This window comes from Microbacterium suaedae, from assembly GCF_003254645.1.
GTDB lineage: Bacteria > Actinomycetota > Actinomycetes > Actinomycetales > Microbacteriaceae > Microbacterium > Microbacterium suaedae.
Genome location: NZ_PNFD01000001.1, coordinates 1,187,222 through 1,206,049, shown reverse-complemented (window position 1 = coordinate 1,206,049; position 18,828 = coordinate 1,187,222). Strand labels below are relative to the sequence as shown.

The following is an 18,828-nucleotide window of genomic DNA, read 5'->3' as shown; positions in this document are numbered from 1 at the left end:
GGCGCCGAGGAGGCGCCCCGCTGCTGTGTCTCTCAGCTGGTCGCCGTCGCCCAGCGGTCGAACTCCGCGAGCTTGAGGAAGAGATCCTCGAACATCAGGCGTGTGTCGACCGAGGTGTAGACGCGCATCGGGCGGGCCCCCTCGACGGGGACGTAGGATCCGTCGTCGGCGATCGCGGGCGTCGAGCGAACGACGTGGGTGCTCGATGACGAGTCCGGTTCGAAGGTCGACTGCAGCGACGACAGCAGGACGAGGGGCGAATCGCCCAGGGCGTACGTCTCGGCGGGACCGCTGCCGAACTCCGCTGCGGCACGCGCGACCACCGCGATCTCGTCGTACATGTACCGACCGAGCGGGCCGGTCGCGGCCATGCGGGTACGCAGTTCGGCGCTCGAGACGAGGCACTGGCGGTAGACATCGCGCGGAACCTGCCAGATCGGGATCGCGGAGCCGTCGAACACCACCTGCGCTGCCGTGAGATCGATGAGCAGGTTGTACTCGATCGGCATCGCGCCGGGCGGCGGAACCGCGAGGTCCGGGTGCTCGTTGCCGCCGATCCAGATCAGCGTCATGCGGTCGGCGATGCGCGGTTCGATGAGCAGGGCGGAGGCGAGATCGGTGAGCCCGCCCCCGGCGAGATAGAACAGGGGAGAGTCATCGTCGCGCATCGCCTCGGCCACGATGGCGTCGGCCGCGGGCGACGGGCGAGGCGTCGCGCGATCGGGCAGGCGGAGCTCACTGCCGCGCCGGATGATCTCGGTCGAGGCGAGCCCCATTCGGGCGAAGACGTCGTGCGCGATGCGCTCGGCGTTCTGCGCCGAGTGGTCCGACGGATCGAAGGCGTCGCGGGGCGAGAGGTGCGACGCGACGACGAGACGCGTCTCGACGCTCGGGGTCAGCAGCTGATGCACGAGCTGGGGGAGGTCGTCTGGATCTCCCGAGAAGTCGTTGTCGACGATGACCCGCGCCCGATATCCCGGAACCGGCGGGATCACCTGCCACGGTGCCTCACCGAGGCGCCAGGTGGGGCGGGGGTGGTCGTGTTGCTGTTCGTCTGTGGGGATTCGTGTCATCGTTTCCGTCCAATCGTCGGGGTGCCGTGTGTGCCGATCCGTTGCCACCCGCGGGGCGCCACCCGCGTGCCCCCGACCACGCGCTCCACCGCATCGAGGTTCGCGAAAAGCGTCGTCTGCGACGAGCGGATCGCCCACACCTTCCCGTCGGGCGTGTGCGCGGTCGTGACGGGGCCGTCGAGCGCGGCGAGCGCGCGGAGAGCTGCGGCGACCGGAAACTCGTCGCCGTCGGCGGCGCGGATCCCCCGCGGGCCCCACGCCTCGTAGAACGAGAGGGACTCGACGCCCGGGACGGTGAGCGCGGCGGCGCTTGCGATCGTCCAGGCCGCGAGCTCGGGGGAGGTCTGGCGCTCGTCGTCGGCGTCGAGCAGCTCGGGGCCGTATCCCGCGGAGAGGTCGCGCGCCGCGGGGCGCGGAGGGGGCGTCGTCGCCACATTGTTGACGTGCGTGCGCAGAGTGACGGGGCCGATGTGCACCGGCTTCCCGCGTGCGATGCGCACCGCCTGCTCGGCGACGAGACGCTGCATGGCGACGGCCTCCTCGAGCTGGCGCGTCTCGAGCGTGTGGAACAGCGGCGTCGTGCTGAAGACGAGGCCGTCGAGGTCGTGGGGGAGCCGGTGGTGTTCGCGGTTCAGCTCGGTGAAGTGCGAGCGCGCACCGCCGACGATCGGGACGCGCAGGCCCGACCGCTCGAGGGCGGCGCGCAGGATCCGTGTCGCTTTTTCGTCGGACACGTGCTGCGCCTCGTGGCCCGCGGGCTGGAACGCCGCGATCCGCACGACGCGGTGGGCGGCGAGGGCGCGGACCGCTTCCGTTACGCGCGTTTCGGCATCGTTCTCGGGCAGGACCAGGCGCACGTCCAACGTGGCTCCGCCCTCGGCGGCGCGCGCGAGAGCCGCGGGCCATCCCGCCCAGCCCAGGTCGAGCTCGACGAGAAGCTCGGATCCGATCGGCTCCGACGCGGGGCCGGCGCCCGGAGCCGTCGATGCGCCGACCGAGACCGCGGGCATCTCACCGGCCGCGGTCCATTCGTCGAGCGGCGGAACTTCCGTCGATGCGCCGACGGTGTCGCGCGAATCCGCCGCTCCGAGTCGCGCGGGCGCCTTCCGGTGGACCGACGGCCCTTTCGGAGCGCGTGAACCGGTGGCGCCACGCACCGGATCCACCGTCACGGTCACCGTCTGGCGCACGGGATCGCCGGCCGCGAGCTCGTAGGGGAACGGTAGCGAGAGCGGGCGGCTGTAGGTCTTGTAGGAGGCGTCGGTCCAGTTGCGCTGATCCTCCATCTCGAAGGTGTCGCCGTCGAGATCGACGCGGACGTCCTCCCACGACAGGCCCACGATGTCGAACGCCGGCTGGTGGGGCGAGATGGCGGTGGGAAAGCTCGTGCGCTCGACCTCGCCGGAGGAATGGACCACTTCGAGGGGCGCCCCGGCGAGCGACGGCGGATGCAGGACCACGAGACCCGTGCGGTTGGTGAGGAACGCTCCCGACGCCGTCACCTCGAGCGCGATCGAGAGCTTGGACCCCCGCGCGCGGATGGTCAGGAGCGCGCGGAGATCGACGTCGAAGGAGGTCGAGGAGAGGGCGACGCGCGCTTCGCTGAGCGCCTGAGGCTGCGCCGAGATGCTGACGGATTCGCCGGATTCCTCGGTCCCCACTGCCTCTCGAGGCGCCGCTTCGCGTCGCACCGAGCCTCGCGGCAGCGGGGGCCCATCTGGGCGCGGAGTCAGAACCTCGGCGCGCGGCGCCCCGACCTCGACGCCGTCCACCGTCCACTCTGCGGTCGACCAATCGCGGTCGCGCACGACGGCGCGCACGGACCGCAGCACCTCGCGCCCGCGGTAGGAGATCCCCGCGAGGTCTTCGTCGCGCATCTCGACCGCCCACCCACCGAGCCGGATCGTCCGGACGCTCTCCCGGATCCACGTCATCATGTTCCTCTCTCAGACTGCACAACGACGCCAATTCTGGCCGGACGGGGCCGGACACGCCGGGGTACCGGCTTCTCCGCGCAGAATTGGCGTCGTTGTGCAGGGGCGGCGCGGCGGTGTGGGGCCCGGTGTGCATCCGGGCACCGCTACAGGGTGGTCATGCCGCCGTCGACGGTGAACATCGCGCCCGTGGCGAACGCGGAGTCGTCGCTGGCGAGGAACGTCATGACGCCGGTGAGGTCGCCCGGTGTGCCCGGCCGCCCCATCGGGATGCGCGAGGTGATCGCCGCGCGCGCCGACTGGTCGTCGCTGATCGCCGAGACGAGAGGCGTCTCGACGTAGGACGGCACGACCGTGTTCACCCGGATACCGCGCTTCGCATAGGCGGCGGCGACCGTGCGCCCCAGGCCGTGGACGCCGGCCTTCGTCGTGCTGTACGCGGTGAACTCGCTGCCCTCGCCCGTGACGCCCGTCGGGCTGCCCGTGAGGATGATGGATCCGCCTCCCGAGGCGAGCATCGAGCGCACCGCGTGCTTCACGGTGAGGAACGTGCCGGTGAGGTTGATGTCGACCGTGCGGCGCCAGGCTTCGACGTCGAGTTCGGCGATCTCGGCGTCCTGGCCGAAGAGCTGCACTCCGGCGTTGGCGACGACGACGTTCGGCGCCCATCCGTCGGTCGACAGGGCCGCGAACGCCGACTGCACCTGATCCTCGTCCGAGATGTCGACCGTGACGGATCGGGCCGCGGCACCGATCTCGGCCGCGACGCGATCGGCTGCCGCGGTGTCGCGATCGGCGATGACGACGCGGGCGCCCTCGGCGGCGAACCGCTTCGCGACGGCCTCGCCGATGCCGGAACCGGCGCCCGTGATGAACGCGGTCTTCTCGTCGAGTCGTGTCATCGTTCGATCTTCTCCAGGTGCAGCATGTTCGCGAGGTTCTTGTCGAGCTCGTCGTCGCGGAAGATCTTCTTCCAGTCGTCCTTGACGATCGTCTCGCGACCGTACTTCATCGCGATGAGGCATGCGTCGCTGAAGGGGTTGTCGCCGCGCAGGCCGTTGGCGAGCGCCACCTGGGTGTGCCCGTACATGATGCTGCGTGCGGCCGCTTCGGGGACGCCCATCGTGTGGATCGCCTCCTGCAGCGCCTCGTTGAGCAGCTCGCCGATCATGCAGGCGACGGTCTCGACGAGCGTCGGCTCGAGCTGCGCGAGCTGCTTGATGGTGACCCAGTGCACGTCGATGACGGGGGCGTAGATGGCGCGCACCGTGTCTTCGACAAGCGTCTTCGTGGCGGGGTCGTCGCTCTCGACCGCGGCGATCGCATCCTGCGGGGCGGCGATCCCGCCGAAGGTGTCGGCCCACTGCTCGGGCGTCTCGCGCTGCAGGAAGATCGACGGGTGGCAGGGGTGCGCCACGGCCTGGATCACGTCGTCGCGCTCGGCGAGGAGGCCCGCGTAGGCTGCGGCCGGATCGAGCGTGAGGCAGACGGATCCGGATTTCATCTGCGGCACGAGATCCGCCGTGACGGCGGCGAGGGCGAGGTCCGGAACCGCGAGCACCACGATGTCGGCGTCCGCGACCGCGCTCGCCGCGTCGCTCAGCGCTCGGCCGGCCGCCGTCACGCGCTCCTGTCCCGCGGGGGAGGTCTCCACGTACCGCACATCGTGGTCGGTCTGTGCGAGATTGTCGGACACCCGCGTGCCCATCTTCCCGCCCGCCCCGATGACGGCGATGGTGTGCTTCTCGCTCATGGCGTGCTCCTCAGGTGTTCCAGTGTGGCGCGGGTCCAGTCCCGCTCGTTTCGGATCGTGGTCACGGCATCGGTCTGCCACGGCAGCCAGTGCTCGACGACCTCGTTGATGCCCCGTGCGCGCGGATCTACGACGCGGAGCAGGTGGTCGTAGTCGTGGAGCCCCTCACCCATCCGGGCGCCGCTGTAGGTGAAGCCGACCCAGCCGTCCTGCCGCGCGAACGCGAAGTCCTTCACGTGCACGTTCTTCACGGCGTGGGCGGTCTGTTCGACGCACTCGCGCGGGCTCTCGAGCTGCGCGACGACGTTCGCGGGATCCAGGCAGATGCCGAGAGCGTCGCTCCCGACCGCGTCGATCACGCCGAGGAGGTCGCGGGTCGGCACCTGCTCGTAGGTCTCGAGGGCAAGCTCGACCCCGGCGCTCTCGTAGGAGCGGATCGCAGCGCGCAGCAGGGCGGTCGCCTCTTCGAGCGTCGGGCGCGAGCCGGGGGTGTAGAGCATGCTGCGCACGAGGCGGGCATCGAAGATCTCGGCGAGATCGAGGAAGCGCGCCAGACGATCCGGCGCGATCCCCTTCGTGCCGAGTTCGATCGAGAGCCCGTTGTCGCGCGCGGCCCGGGCCGCGTCGCGCAGCTGGGGCGCGGTCATCTCCTCGAGCGGCGCGTAGTCGCAGATCTGGAAGAGCTCGACGCCCTGGGCACGGGTGTCCTCGAAGGCTCCCGCGAGCGAGAGCCCCTCGGCGTGCTGCCAGAAGTAGGCATAGGTGCCGAGCCCGATCACGTCGATCGCCCCTCGGCGACGATGGCGGCCTCGTCGAGGACGGCCAGAAGGGCGTCGGGATCGTGGGCGAAGCGCCCGAGGAAGACGCCGTCGACCGCGTCGCCCAGGGTCGTGAGGAGACCGGGGCCGGCGGCGCCTCCGTAGATGACGGCGGATCCGGGCCGGTCGGCGAGGGCGGCGCGGAGCGCTCGCGCGACGATGCGCACGTGATCCTCGCCCGCGGGCTCGGGCGCGCCGATCGCCCACACGGGCTCGTACGCGACGATGACGGGACCGTCCTCGGCGTCGCCAATCGCGGCGCGGAGCTGCCGGACCGAGAGCTCGGCGGCACGCGCCGGATCCGCCTGCTCTTCCTCGCCGATGCACAGCAGCGGCGTGAGCCCGGCGCGCAGGGCGGCCCGGGTCTTCTCCGCGACGACCGCGTCGGTCTCGCCGAACAGGCGTCGCCGCTCGGCGTGTCCGATCTCGGCGATCGACGCGCCCACCTCGGCGAGCTCCGCGGCCGAGACCTCGCCCGTGAACGCGCCCTCGTCGGCGGCCGCCACGTCCTGGCCGCCGACGCGCACGGGGGTTCCGCGGAAGGCGTCGACGGCGGGAAGGACCTGCAGATACGTCGGCGTCACGAACAGCGTGACGGCGCCGCTCGTCACGGCGGGGTGTGAGCGGGCGCGCGCGGCGACCGCGTCGAACCAGGAGCGCGCCCGCTCGTGCCCGAAGTACATCTTCAGGCTCACCCCGACCGTGAGGTGCGTCATCAGCAGGATCCGGTGCTCTCGTACTCGTCGAGCACGGCGACCTTCGCGGCGCTCGCCGAGGTCTCATCGAAGCGGTACGTCAGCCACTCCTTGGCCAGGCGTCGTGCGAGCTCGATGCCGACGACCCGCTGACCCATACAGAGCACCTGCGCGTTGTTCGACAGCACCGACCGCTCGACGGAGAAGCTGTCGTGCGCCGTGACGGCGCGGATCCCCGCGACCTTGTTGGCCGAGACCGCCACGCCGAGGCCCGTGCCGCAGATGAGCAGGGCGCGGTCGGCCTCGCCGCGCGCGACGCGCTCGGCGGCCTCGATAGCGACGGTCGGATAGGGAGTGTGGCCGTCTTCGGAGACGCCCACGTCGACCACGCTCGCGACGAGATCGCTCGATTCGAGATCCTTCTTGAGGATCTCCTTGTAGCCGAAGCCGGCGTCGTCGCCGCCGATGACGATGCGAAGTGGTTCCGTCATGATCGTGCCTTCTTTCCGTCGGGGAGGGTCGTCAGCGCCTGGGCGATGAGGGCGAGCGAGTGCGCGCCGGGGTCGGGTGTGCCGAGCGCCTTCTCGTGGTGCGCGCGGGCGCGGCCCATCTGCGGGAGCATGTCGGTCGTGTCCTTCGCGCCCTGGGAGGCGGCATCCGCGGCGTCGCTCCAGGCATCGGACACGGAGCGACCGTTCGCGATGGCGGACGCGAAGCTCTCGACGAGGGGTGCCAACGCGTCGACGAGCGTCTTGTCGCCGGGAACCGCGCCGAAGGTGAGGACGCGCTCGGCCGCCGAGGAGAGGCCGGCGGCGAGAGCTGCGGCCTCGGGGGATCCGTCGTCGCGGAGGGAGGAGGCGACGGTGCCGAGGATCGCGCCCCAGATCGCCCCCGAGGTTCCGCCGGCTCTGTCGGACCAGGCATCGGCCGCCCGCGCGAGGGTCGTCGCGGCGCCGGCTCCGCGCGAGGCTGCGTCGTGGGCCGCGGCCTGGGCGGCGTGCACGCCGCGCTGCATGCCGATGCCGTGGTCGCCGTCGCCGGCGATCTGATCGAGGCGGCCGAGCTCGTCGACGTTGCCGTCGATCGTCTCCCGCGCGATGTCGAACGCGCGGGCGATGACGGCCGCGACGGCGCGCCCCTCGGCGTCGGCCGTCCCGATCTCGTCCTCTGCGTCGTCCGCGACGTCTTCCGCGACGACCTCGCCGGACCGCTCGACCGATCCGCGGCGGTAGGCGGGCGTGTCGACGCCGGTCTCCCAGAGCTGCTCGAGCTCGTCGTCGAGCCAGAGCAGCGTGAGCGACGTCCCCGCCATGTCGAAGCTCGTGCAGTACTCGCCGACGTGCGGATCGACGGCCTCGACGCCCGCCTCTTCGAGGAGCTGCGCGATACGGCGGTAGACGACGAACATCTCCTCGTACTTGAGCGAGCCGAGGCCGTTGAGGATCGGGATCACGCGCGCGCCGCGGGGCGCGTCGACGCCGTCGGGGAGCTCCTCGAGCAGCCGCTCGACGAGCATCTCCGCGAGCCCATCGGCGGTCGGGACGCCGGTCTCGCGCAGCCCGGGCTCACCGTGGATCCCGAGCCCGACGGCCATCCGGCCCTCCTCGACCTCGAAGAGGGGCTCGGGGGCTCCGGGAAGCGTGCACCCGCTGAATGCGACGCCGAAGGATCGCGTGCGCTCGTTCGCGTGCGCCGCGAGACGGGCGACCTCGTCGAGGGTGGCGCCGCGCTCGGCCGCAGCCCCCGCGATCCGGAACACCGTGAGGTCTCCCGCGATGCCGCGGCGCTTGTGCTTCTCGGTCACCGGGGCGCTTGAGACGTCGTCGGTCACGGCGAGGGACTGGCACGGGATGCCCGCGTCGCGCAGCTGTGCCTGCGCGGCGTCGAAGTTGAGCACATCGCCCGCGTAGTTGCCGTAGCTGAGGAGGACCCCGCCGCCGTTCTCGGCTGCCCTCGCGACGGAGAGCACCTGCTGGGTCGACGGCGAGGCAAAGAGGTTGCCCATCGCGGCGCCGTGCGCGAGACCGGGGCCGACGAGGCCGCCGAAGGCGGGGTAGTGGCCGCTGCCGCCGCCGACCACGACGGCGACCTGCCCCGCGGGGGTCTTCGCCCTGCGCGCGACGCCGCCCGATACGCGGCGGACGTACCGACGGTTGGCCGCGACGAAGCCATCGACCATCTCGTCCGCGAAGTCGGCGGGGTTGTTCCAGAGGCGGGTCATGCGCCCAGTCTGACAAACCGGTTGACCAATTGCAATCGCCTTTTCGCGACCGGAGGGATAAGTTGTCCCTATGCCAGTCGACGCCTCGGGCTCCTCGGACGCCATCGCGGACGCGCTCGGATCCCTCCCGGGTGGTTCTCCTGTCAGCGAGGTCGCTCGGCGTCTGCTCGACCTGTTCACGGGCGGATCCATCGCTCCGGGAACGCGCCTGCCCGCCGAGCGCAATCTGGCGGCGACTCTGGGCGTGGGGCGTTCCGCCGTGCGCGAGGCGCTGGCCGCGCTCGAACTGCTCGGCATCGTCGACGTGCGTCCGGGGTCGGGAACCTATCTGCGTGGCGAGGCGAGTGAGCTTCTTCCGCAGACGCTGCGCTGGGGGCTGCTGATCGGTGAGCGGAACACGGCCGAGCTCCTGGAGCTGCGGTCGGGGCTGGAGATCTATGTCGCGCGGCTCGCGGCCACGCGCGCGACCGAGCCGTCTCGCGCGGAGCTCGCCCAGCATCTCGATCGCATGCGCGCCGCCGGGGACAATCTGGGGGCATTCGCCCGCGCCGACTTCGACTTCCACCTGGCGCTCGCGGACGCCGCGGCAAACGAAACGCTGCGCGACCTCCTCCACGTGGTCCGGTCGCTCCTGCAGGTGTACGCGGACAGGGCCGTGCACACGGCCGCGGACGCCGCGCTGGCGCTGGAAGAGCACGAGGCGATCGCTCGTGCCCTCGAGGCTCGTGACGCCGACGGGGCGGCCTCCGCGATGGCGGTCCACATGATCACGGCCGCCGAGCGACTGCGCGCGCTGCTCTCATCGTGACGATACTCGTCGGATCTCGCGATCGGGCGAGTGCGTCGTAGACGAGTCAGGCGACGGGGATCGCGGCCGTCCCGAGGGCTCCGGAGAACGTGCGTGACGGGTGAAAGGTGCCTTCGGCCTGGTATCGTCGACGAAAACCTTACGCATTTAATGTTTTGGCGACGATGCCGCGATACGGGAGCACACGATGACGACGATCCCCCTCGAAGACTGGATCTGCCGCGCGCCGGCCGGGCCCTTCTCCGCAGGCGACGATGCCCCGCAGCATGCCGTCCGGATCCCGCACGACGCGCTGCGCGACGCCGAGCGCTCGGCGGACGTCCCCGCCGCAGGTGCCGGTGCCTACTACCCGAACGGCGCCTTCACATACGTCACGACGATCGACGTCCCCGCCGACTGGGCGGGGCGCGTCGTGCGCCTCGAGGTCCAGGGCGCTCAGCGCCGGGCGCAGGTGTTCGTCAACGACGAGTTCGCCGGAAACCGCGCCGACGGATACGCGCGGTTCTTCGTCGATCTCACGCCGTTCCTCCGCCACGGTGAGAGCAACGAGCTCCGCATCGAGGTGCATACGGGCCAGGATTCGCGCTGGTACTCGGGGGCCGGGCTGCACCGATCCGTCGTGCTGCACGTCGACGAGCCCGTCCACGTCGTCCCCGACGGCATCGTCGTGACCACGGCGCGCATCGAGGACGACCAGGCCGTCGTCGATGTCGTCACCGAGGTCGCCAACGCCGGCCTCGTCTCGCGGACGGTCCGCGTCGCGACGGAGATCGCGGGCCCCTCGGGTGAGACCGTCGAGGGCGACAGCACCCCCGTCACGATCGTGCCCGGCGCGACCGAGGTCGTGCGGCAGCGGATGTACGTGGCCGAGCCCGAGCTGTGGAGCGTCGAGACGCCCGCGCTCCATCGCGCGTCCGTGCGCCTCGACGACGCGGACGCGATCGAGGTGCCGTTCGGGATCCGCACCGTCACGGTGGATCCGAACAAGGGGATCCGCATCAACGGTGAGGAGGTGCTGCTGCGCGGCGCCTGCGTGCACCACGACAACGGCCCGCTCGGCGGTGCCGCGATCGGGCGCGCCGAGGAGCGCCGCATCGAGCTGCTCAAGGAGGCCGGGTTCAACGCGATTCGCGGCGCCCACAACCCCGTCTCGCCCGCGATGCTCGACGCGTGCGATCGGCTCGGCATGCTCGTCATGGATGAGGCGTTCGACATGTGGACGCGCTTCAAGACGCCGTACGACTACGCCGCCGACTTCCCGCAGTGGTGGGCCGCGGACATCGACGCAATGGTCGCGAAGGATCGCAATCACCCGAGCGTCATCATCTACTCGATCGGCAACGAGATCATCGAGACCGGAACGCCGCACGGCGCCGGCTGGGCCCGCCGACTCGCGGAGCGCGTGCGCGCCTCGGATCCGACCCGCCCCGTCACGAACGGCGTCAACGCATTCCTGTCGGTCATCGACGAGCTCGACGAGATCCGCGCCGGCCTCGAGCAGGCGGGTGGCCTGAACGAGGCGATGAGCGGCGACGACGGGCCCTTCGCCGCGGTCGCCTCGAGCTCGACGGCGACGAGGCGCATCGAGGAGTCGAGCGCCGCCGTCGACGTGCTCGGGCTCAATTACGCCGAAGCGCGCTACGGCCTCGACCGCGAGCTGCATCCGCATCGCATCATCGTGGGATCCGAGACCTTCTCCACCCAGATCGGCTCCCTCTGGCCGCTCGTGAAGAAGCACTCGCACGTCATCGGAGACTTCACCTGGACGGGGTGGGACTACCTCGGCGAGGTCGGTATCGGATCCACCGTCTACGCCGACGATGAGAACGCGCGCGTCGCGCTCGAGCGCGAGTACCCGTGGCTCACGGCCTGGTGCGGCGACATCGACATCACGGGCTTCCGGCGCCCCGCCTCGTACTATCGCGAGATCGTCTTCGGCCTGCGATCGGATCCGTTCATCGCCGTCTCCCGGCCCGAGAACAGCGGGCGCGAGATCGCGCTGCGCTCGCCGTGGGCGTGGAGCGACACGGTCGCATCCTGGAGCTGGGCGGGGCACGAGGGAACCCAGATTGCCGTCGAGGTGTACTCCGACGCCGACGAGGTGGAGCTGCGACTTGACGGCGAGGTCGTCGGCCGCGCGGTGGTCGGCGAGCGCATGCCGCTCGTCGCCGACTTCTCCCTCGCCTATCGCCCGGGAACGCTCACCGCTGTCGCCTTCCGGGGTGGTGAGGTGGCCGGCGAGACCGCGCTCGCGAGCGCTCGCGGGGAGGCCCGGCTCGTGATGGACGTCGACCGCGATCAGCTGCGTGACGACGCGGCAGATCTTGCGTTCTGCGCGATTGAGCTGCGCGACGCAGACGGCGTCCTCCTCACGGGCGCCGACCGCGAGGTCACTGTCACGGTGTCGGGATCCGCCGAGCTCGCGGGGATGGCGAGCGCGCGCCCCTCGACCGAGGAGCGGTTCGACCAGTCGACTTGGCGCACCTTCGACGGCCGTGCGCTGGCCGTCGTGCGTCCGACGGCCGCGGGTACGGCGAGCGTCGAGGTGGCGGCTTCGGGGCTGCCGCCGGTTCGGGCCGAGCTCCGCATCGGCTGACGCCGCGCTGCGACCCGCTCGCGCAGAGCGCCTCTGGGGGATCCCGCGCGGGCGGGTGCGTCAGGCGCGTCCCTCCGTGGCCGGCACGTGGACTTCGACGCTGGGGGAGTAGCCGAGACGCCACGCGCCGAGCCAGATGTCGGATCCGGGCGGGGCGACGAACGCGCCCGTGTACAGGTTCCAGCGTCGGCCGTCCCGTCTCGGCGATCCGGTCTGCTCCTCGATCGCCGTGAGCGGGCGCGCCTGGGAGGGAGGCGTCGTCGTCCACGCGATGGAGGCGCCGGGCGTCGCACAGCTCGCCGTCACCGCACCACCTTCGAGGGAGATCGTCGGGGCGGCGGTCGGGCGCGGCGCGCCATTCGGCCGCCAATCTTCGAGGAGCTCTCGCTCGGGCATTGCGCCGAGGTCGCCGTGCTCCTCGCGCCAGGCGTCGAGAGCGGCGCGGAGCCGATCGCGCGCCTCCCGATGCGCAGGATCGTCGACGAGGTTCGTCGTCTCGTGCGGATCGGCGCGGATATCGAACAGCTCCTCCTCCGGTCGCGGGACGGCGACGATCGAGCGCTGCAACGGGGTCAGGATCGACGGCGCCTCGCCGAGCGCCAGCTGCTGTCCCTCCTCGTGCACGAGACGGCGCAGCTCGCCCCAGGTGTCGAGGTGATCGGGGTAGTAGTTGTACTGCATTCCCGAGCGGTCGGGATGCAGGTTGAGCGTGTAGCGATAGCGGTCGTCGCGCACGGTGCGGACGGTGTCCTCCTGTGCGTCCATCCGGTCGCGCGCGCCGAACGCGTACGGGGAGGCGTCGAGCTGCGCGCCGTCGGCCGCGAACAGCGGCGTGCCGTGCATGTGCTCGGGAATCGGCAAGCCGGCCGCTTCCAGAACCGTCGGCGCGAGGTCCATCGTCTGCACGACGTCCTCGCGCGCGGCGCCCGCCTCGAGGCGACCCGGCCAGCGCGCGATGAGCGGTACCCGCAGGCCCGCCTCGTTGGCCCAGCGCTTGGCTCGCGGGAAGCTGGCGCCGTGGTCGCTCCAGAAGATCACGAGGGTGTTCTCGGCGAGCCCGTCCTCCTCGAGCTCGTCGAGGATTCGTCCGACCCACGCATCCATCGCCGCGATGAGGTCGTAGTACCGGGCCCACGCCCGTCGGAACGCGGCGGTGTCGGGGTGGTACGGCGGAAACTCGACGTCCGCGGGGTCGCGCCTGACCTCGTCGGGAAGCTCGCGGGTCTCGTTCTCGTACGGATCGTCGCCGTAGATGCGCGATTCGTGGGTGATGAGGCTGTGGAAGGCGGCGAAGAACGGCGTTCCCTCCGGGCGGTCCCGCCAGTGTGCGCTGCCTGAGCAGTCATCGAAGGCCGTGGGCGGCGTCTCGACCTGGAAGTCCGTGAACCAGTTGTTCGTCGTGTAGTACCCGGCCTCGCGGAAGTACTCGGACACGAGGCGGATCTCGGGCGGCGGGACGGCCTTCGTCCGCATGTGCATCGTCCCGACCGAGACCGGGTAGCAGCCGGTCATGATCGCCGAGCGGGCCGGAGCGCACACGGGGGCCGCCGCGAAGGCCTGGTCGAAACGCACGCCCTCGCGGGCGAGAGCGTCGATCCGGGGCGTCCTCACCTGATCGGCCTGGGGCCAGGCGCCCTCGTAGGCGCCGAGGTGCGGGTTGATGTCGTGCGTCGAGATCCACACGATGTTCGGCGTCGTCGCCATGATCTGTCGTCTCCTCTTCTGCGCCATTGCAAAACCACTGAATAGCATTTAGTGTTGCACACGCCCGACCACGATGCAGGGTCGGACCCGCCTCCATACAACGACGTCAGGAGACGCCATGACCCCCACCCGATCCCTCACCCTGGCCGGCGCGGCCACGGTCGCCGTGCTCGCGCTGGCCTCTTGCAGCGCCGGAACGACTGACGCCTCCGGCGGCGACGAAACGCAGCGACTCGTCGTCGGATCCCTGCAGGAGCCCACGAGCTGGGACCCCGCGCAGGCCAACGAGGGCCACCTCGCGCCCATCTACCAGTCCGTCTACGACACGCTCATCAAGCGCGAGCCGAATGGCGAGCTGAGCCCGATGCTCGCCACCGAGTGGACGACGAGCGAGGATGGTCTGTCGCTGACGCTCGAGCTGCGCGACGATGTCGTCTTCAGCGATGGCACGCCGTTCGACGCCGAGGCCGTCAAGGCGAACATCGAGCACTTCCAGGAGGCCAACGGGCCGATGCTCGGCAACCTCTCGGCGGTTGAGAGCGCCGAGGCCGCGGGCGAGCACACGGTTGTGCTGCACCTGTCCACGCCTGATCCCGATCTTCCGGCGAATCTCGCGAACGCGGGCGGATACATGGGCAGTCCCCAGGCGATCTCCGATGGGTCGATCGACACGGTGCCCGTCGGGACAGGGCCCTACGTCCTCGACGAGGCGAACTCCGTCGTCGGCTCCACGATTGCCTACACGCGCACCGACGACTATTGGGGAGAAGAGCTTCCCTACGATGAGGTCGACTACAAGATCCTCGTCGACGAGACCGCGCGCCTCAACGCCCTGACATCGGGCCAGATCGACGTCGCGTCGCTCAACCGTGCGGCCTCTGCCCTGCAGGCCGATGGTGCCGGGCTCTTGACCGAAGAGGGCTTCTCCGTCAACTGGGGCGGGCTGATCTTCTTCGACCGCACGGGCGAGCTGCAGCCTGAGTTCGCCGATGAGCGCGTGCGCGAAGCTCTCGCGATCGCGATCGACAGCGAGGCGCTCGTCGAGGTCGGCTGGGAAGGCCTCGGTGAGGAGAGCGCACAGGTCTTCGGCCCCGAGACCGAGGCGTATGACGAGGGGCTGGAAGACGCGTACGCGTACGATCCCGAGCGCGCCGAGGAGCTGCTGGCCGAGGCCGGCGCGAGCGACCTCGAGATCACGCTGCCCGTCACGACGGTGTTCGAGCCGGTCATCTTCGACTCGATCATCCAGAGCTGGGAAGACATCGGTGTCACGGTCACGCGGCATCAATGGGGTCCCGGCGAGGCGATCCCGTCGATGCTCAGCGGTGAGTTCCCCGTCGCCTTCATGACCCTCGCGCAGCGCTCCGACTGGGGGACAGTCAACTTCCTCCTCGCCGAGGATGCGCCGTGGAACTCGCTCGGCACGACGGATCCCGAGCTGCAGGAGCTCATCGACGCCTACCCGAGTGCCGAGGAGGCAGAGCAGGCCCAGATCGCACGCGACATCAACACCTGGATCGTCGACAACGTGTGGTTCGCCCCCGTGATGCGCCCCGGCACGTTCATCTACTGGAACGACAGCGTCGACGTCGAGGTGCAGGTGCAGCAGGCCGTGCCGTCGATCTACAACTACGCCCCGAGCGGAAACTGATCCCGGGTGGCGGGGCGCATCCCGTCCCGCCACCCCCTCCGGAGGCCCCCATGCCCTTTCTCGTGAAGCGCCTCGCGTCGGCCGTCTCGCTCGTGTTCGGCGCGTCGCTCATCGTCTTCCTCATGCTCTCGCCCGCGTTCGGCGACATCGCCTTCAACGTGCTCGGCGAGAATGCCACGCCCGAGCAAGCGGCTGAGCTCAACGCCGAGCTCGGGCTCGACCGGCCCCTGGTCGTGCAGTATTTCCAGTGGCTTCTCGGCGCGTTCCAGGGCGATCTCGGCGAGTCCCTGTTCACAACGCAGTCCGTCTGGACGGCGCTCACCGTACGTATGCCGGTCACGGTCGCCCTCGTCGTCCTCGTGACGGTGCTCAGCGGCATCATCGGCTTCGCGATCGGCATCGCCGCCGCCGTCAAGCGCGGATGGATCGACCGGGTGCTGCAGTTCGTGGCGACCCTGGGCGACGCACTGCCGGCGTTCATCATCGCGCTCTTCCTCGTGACGCTGCTGGCGATCCAGCTCGGCGTTCTCCCGGCGACCGGGTACACGTCGTTCGCCGATGACCCGGCGGCGTGGGCGCGCAGCCTGACGATGCCGGTCGTCGCCCTGACGGTTGTCGCCGTCGCGGGCGTCGCGCAGCAGGTGCGCAGCTCGATGATCGCGATGCTCCGGCAGGACTTCGTCCGCACGCTCCGCAGTCGCGGTCTCTCGGAGACACGCGTCGTCCTCGCGCACGTGCTCCGCAACGCCTCCACGACGGGGCTGACGGCGCTCGCCGTTCAGGTCGTCGGCATCCTGGGCGGCGCGGTCGTGATCGAGCAGATCTTCGCGCTGCCGGGGCTCGGCAGCCTCGCGGTTGAAGCATCGGCTCGCACGGATGTCCACGTCGTCCTCGGCACCGTGACCGCCTACGTGGTCATCGTCGTCATCGTCAATCTGCTGGTCGACCTCGCTGTCGCCTGGCTGAATCCCAAGGTGCGTCTCTCATGAGTCAGACAACGACCCTGGTCACCGCCGCACGTACACGACGCGAGGGCGTGTTCGGCCGTTTCCTCCGGAATCCGCTCGGCGTCGTCGCCGTCCTCGTGCTCGCGGTCATCCTTCTCGCGGCCCTCGCGGCGCCCTTCCTCGGCTTGCCGGCGCCCGACCACGCGAATCTGCGCGACGCGCTCCTGCCGCCGAGCGCGGATCACCTGCTCGGGACCGACTCGTCGGGACGCGACGTGCTGAGCCGACTCCTCTGGGGCGCACAGGTCAATCTCGCGGGCGCCGCGCTCGCTCTTGTCGTCGCTCTCGTCGTGGGACTGCCGACCGGCCTGATCGCGGGCTACTACGGGGGATGGTTCGACGGCGTCGCGAACTGGTTCACGAACCTCAACATGGCTCTCCCGGGCATCGTGGTGCTCCTGGCCGTGCGCGCCGTGGTCGGTCCCTCGATCTGGATCGCCATGGCGGTCTTCGGCGTGCTTCTCTCGCCCGCGGTGTTCCGCATCGTGCGTGCCGCGGTCCAGGCGGTGCGCGGCGAATTGTACGTCGATGCCGCGCGGGTGTCCGGCCTCGGCGACGTCCGCATCATCGGCCGTCACGTGCTCACGGTCGTGCGCGCCCCCGTCATCATCCAGACGGCGCGCCTGGCGAGCATCGCCATCGCGATCCAGGCGGGGCTCGAGTTCCTCGGGCTGTCCGACAGCTCCGTCCCGTCGTGGGGAAGCATGCTCAACGAGGGCTTCCGTCGGATCTTCGTCAACCCGTCGCTCGTGCTCTGGCCGAGCCTCGCCATCGGACTGACGACGATGGCGCTCATCCTGCTGGGCAACGCGATGCGCGACGCGCTCGAAGACCGGGGATCCGGAGCCGCCACGCGGACCGGTCGCACGGAGCCGGCCACGAAGACGCCGGGCGACGCGCGGTCGGATCTGCTGTCCGTCCGCGATCTCGAGGTGAGCTATGGAACCGGTGACGCCCAGAAGGCGGTCGTCCACCACGTGAGTCTCGATGTCGCTCCGGGGGAGGTGCTCGGGCTCGTGGGAGAGTCCGGATCCGGCAAATCCCAGACAGCGTTCTCGGTTCTCGGCCTGCTCCCCGAGGGCGGATGGGTCTCGCGCGGTTCGCTTCTCTTCGAGGGGCAGGAGCTCGCCTCGCTCACGGCGCGCCAGCGCCGGGCGTTGCGCGGCGACGGCATCGCCTACGTGCCGCAGGAGCCCCTGAGCAATCTCGACCCCGCGTATCGCATCGGGCACCAGCTCACGGAGCCGCTGCGCACGGCGCTCGGCATGTCCAAAAAAGACGCGCGGGCGCGTGCCCTCGAGCTCCTCGCGCGCGTCGGGATCCCGGATCCGGAATCGACGTATCGCGCGTATCCGCACGAGATCTCGGGCGGCATGGCCCAGCGCGTGCTCATCGCGGGGGCCGTCGCCGGGCGGCCGAAGCTGCTCATCGCGGACGAGCCCACGACGGCGCTCGACGTGACGGTGCAGGCGGAGGTCCTCGACCTGCTGCGCGATCTGCGCGAGGAGACGGGGATGGGTGTCCTCCTCGTCACGCACAACTTCGGCGTCGTCGCCGATATCTGCGACCGCGTCGCCGTCATGCAGTCCGGCCGGATCGTTGAGACGGGGCCCGTGGAGGACATCCTCGAGCGCCCGCAGGAGCCGTACACGCGATCGCTCCTCGACTCGATGCTCGAGGACGGCGGCCCGGTGCGCGTCTACCGCACCGTCACGGAAGGAGAGTCGCGATGACCGCCACGGCACCGCTCCTGAGCGTCGACGACCTCGAGGTCGAGTTCAAGGGACGAGGAGGCAAGCGCTTCCAGGCGCTGAAGGGCGTCTCGCTGGATATCCGCCCCGGCGAGACCGTCGGTCTCGTCGGCGAGTCCGGATCGGGCAAGACGACGATCGGTCGCGCGATCCTCGGCCTCGTCCCGCCGAGCGCGGGTCGGATCACGTTCGACGGCCGCGACATCACACGCGCGGGCGCGGCGGAGCGCCGGAGTCTCGCGAAGGACATCCAGGTGGTGTTCCAGGATCCCTATACGTCGCTGAACCCGTCGATGACGATCGCCGACATCCTCGCCGAGCCGCTGCTCATCCAGGGGTGGACGCGGAACGACGCCCACGGCCGGGTCCGCGATCTGCTCGACCGCGTCCACCTGCCGTCCGACGCTTCGTCGCGTCTGCCGCGGGAGTTCTCGGGCGGACAACGGCAGCGCATCGCGATCGCCCGCTCGATCGCGCTCGAGCCGCGCCTCATCATCTGCGATGAGCCCGTCTCGGCGCTCGATCTCACAACGCAGGCTCGCGTGCTCGATCTGCTCGTCGAGCTCCAGGAGTCGACGGGTGCCGCCTATCTGTTCGTGTCGCATGACCTCGGAGTCGTGCGACACATCAGCCACCGCGTGACGGTGCTGTTCCACGGTGACATCGTGGAACAGGGCGATGTCGACCAGGTCACGGCGCGCCCCGAGCACCCCTATACGCAGAGACTGTTCATGTCGGCTCCCGTGGCCGATGTCGCGGAACAGCGGGCGCGTCGTGAACAGCGCCGCCAGCTGGCGGCCCAAGGAGAGAAGTGAAG

15 protein-coding genes are annotated in these 18,828 nt (G+C 70.4%); 6 read left to right on the top strand and 9 right to left on the bottom strand.

Going from position 1 to position 18,828, the window contains the following annotated elements; genetic code table 11:
* Positions 1-32: 32 nt before the first annotated feature.
* The 8 genes from C0012_RS05360 to C0012_RS05325 all read right to left on the bottom strand — a co-directional run bounded on the left by C0012_RS05360 (position 33) and on the right by C0012_RS05325 (position 8,494).
* Positions 33-1,073 (bottom strand): nucleoside hydrolase, encoded by a 1,041-nt coding sequence (locus C0012_RS05360; RefSeq protein WP_110590054.1) that lies wholly within the window; start codon positions 1,071-1,073, stop codon positions 33-35.
* Positions 1,070-3,007, bottom strand: coding sequence for a hypothetical protein (locus tag C0012_RS05355; protein WP_110590053.1), 1,938 nt, complete (start codon positions 3,005-3,007; stop codon positions 1,070-1,072). Before C0012_RS05355 ends, C0012_RS05360 begins: the two co-directional genes overlap by 4 nt.
* Before the next feature lie 146 nt (positions 3,008-3,153).
* Positions 3,154-3,909, bottom strand: coding sequence for an SDR family NAD(P)-dependent oxidoreductase (locus tag C0012_RS05350; protein ID WP_110590052.1), 756 nt, complete (start codon positions 3,907-3,909; stop codon positions 3,154-3,156).
* Complete coding sequence (locus tag C0012_RS05345) at positions 3,906-4,760, bottom strand: phosphogluconate dehydrogenase C-terminal domain-containing protein (RefSeq protein ID WP_110590051.1); 855 nt, start codon at positions 4,758-4,760, stop codon at positions 3,906-3,908. Before C0012_RS05345 ends, C0012_RS05350 begins: the two co-directional genes overlap by 4 nt.
* A complete protein-coding gene (locus tag C0012_RS05340; protein ID WP_110590050.1) occupies positions 4,757-5,539 on the bottom strand; it encodes a sugar phosphate isomerase/epimerase family protein in 783 nt (260 codons plus the stop codon). Before C0012_RS05340 ends, C0012_RS05345 begins: the two co-directional genes overlap by 4 nt.
* Positions 5,536-6,294, bottom strand: a complete 759-nt coding sequence (locus tag C0012_RS05335) for a triose-phosphate isomerase family protein (RefSeq protein ID WP_110590049.1) — start codon at positions 6,292-6,294, stop codon at positions 5,536-5,538. The genes C0012_RS05340 and C0012_RS05335 overlap by 4 nt, the downstream gene beginning before the upstream one ends.
* A complete protein-coding gene (locus C0012_RS05330; RefSeq protein WP_110590048.1) occupies positions 6,294-6,764 on the bottom strand; it encodes a ribose-5-phosphate isomerase in 471 nt (156 codons plus the stop codon). Before C0012_RS05330 ends, C0012_RS05335 begins: the two co-directional genes overlap by 1 nt.
* Positions 6,761-8,494, bottom strand: a complete 1,734-nt coding sequence (locus C0012_RS05325) for a dihydroxyacetone kinase family protein (protein WP_110590047.1) — start codon at positions 8,492-8,494, stop codon at positions 6,761-6,763. Before C0012_RS05325 ends, C0012_RS05330 begins: the two co-directional genes overlap by 4 nt.
* A gap of 70 nt (positions 8,495-8,564) precedes the next feature.
* Here C0012_RS05325 and C0012_RS05320 point away from each other — a divergent pair, with 70 nt between their 5' ends.
* Both C0012_RS05320 and C0012_RS05315 read left to right on the top strand, forming a co-directional pair.
* Entirely contained in the window at positions 8,565-9,302 is a 738-nt protein-coding gene (locus C0012_RS05320; RefSeq protein WP_110590046.1) for a FadR/GntR family transcriptional regulator, read from the top strand.
* 187 nt (positions 9,303-9,489) lie between these two features.
* Positions 9,490-11,898, top strand: a complete 2,409-nt coding sequence (locus C0012_RS05315) for a glycoside hydrolase family 2 TIM barrel-domain containing protein (RefSeq protein WP_110590045.1) — start codon at positions 9,490-9,492, stop codon at positions 11,896-11,898.
* A gap of 60 nt (positions 11,899-11,958) precedes the next feature.
* On the opposite strand, the gene C0012_RS05310 is transcribed toward C0012_RS05315, so the two are convergent.
* Positions 11,959-13,602: a sulfatase family protein gene (locus tag C0012_RS05310; RefSeq protein ID WP_110590044.1), complete on the bottom strand. Its 1,644-nt coding sequence runs from the start codon at positions 13,600-13,602 to the stop codon at positions 11,959-11,961.
* A gap of 118 nt (positions 13,603-13,720) precedes the next feature.
* Between C0012_RS05310 and C0012_RS05305 the strand changes: the two genes are divergently transcribed.
* The 4 genes from C0012_RS05305 to C0012_RS05290 are packed head-to-tail and all read left to right on the top strand — an operon-like array spanning position 13,721 to position 18,826.
* Positions 13,721-15,253 carry an ABC transporter substrate-binding protein gene (locus tag C0012_RS05305; protein ID WP_162621931.1) on the top strand — a complete coding sequence of 511 codons (1,533 nt, stop codon included), beginning with the start codon at positions 13,721-13,723 and terminating at the stop codon, positions 15,251-15,253.
* Positions 15,254-15,303: 50 nt separating this feature from the next.
* On the top strand, positions 15,304-16,242 hold the full coding sequence (locus C0012_RS05300; protein WP_110590042.1) for an ABC transporter permease: 939 nt from the start codon (positions 15,304-15,306) through the stop codon (positions 16,240-16,242).
* The gene (locus C0012_RS05295) at positions 16,239-17,993 is read left to right on the top strand and encodes a dipeptide/oligopeptide/nickel ABC transporter permease/ATP-binding protein (protein WP_110590041.1); all 1,755 of its coding nucleotides are present in this window, start codon (positions 16,239-16,241) and stop codon (positions 17,991-17,993) included. Before C0012_RS05300 ends, C0012_RS05295 begins: the two co-directional genes overlap by 4 nt.
* The gene (locus C0012_RS05290) at positions 17,990-18,826 is read left to right on the top strand and encodes an ATP-binding cassette domain-containing protein (protein ID WP_110590040.1); all 837 of its coding nucleotides are present in this window, start codon (positions 17,990-17,992) and stop codon (positions 18,824-18,826) included. The genes C0012_RS05295 and C0012_RS05290 overlap by 4 nt, the downstream gene beginning before the upstream one ends.
* Positions 18,827-18,828 lie beyond the last annotated feature (2 nt).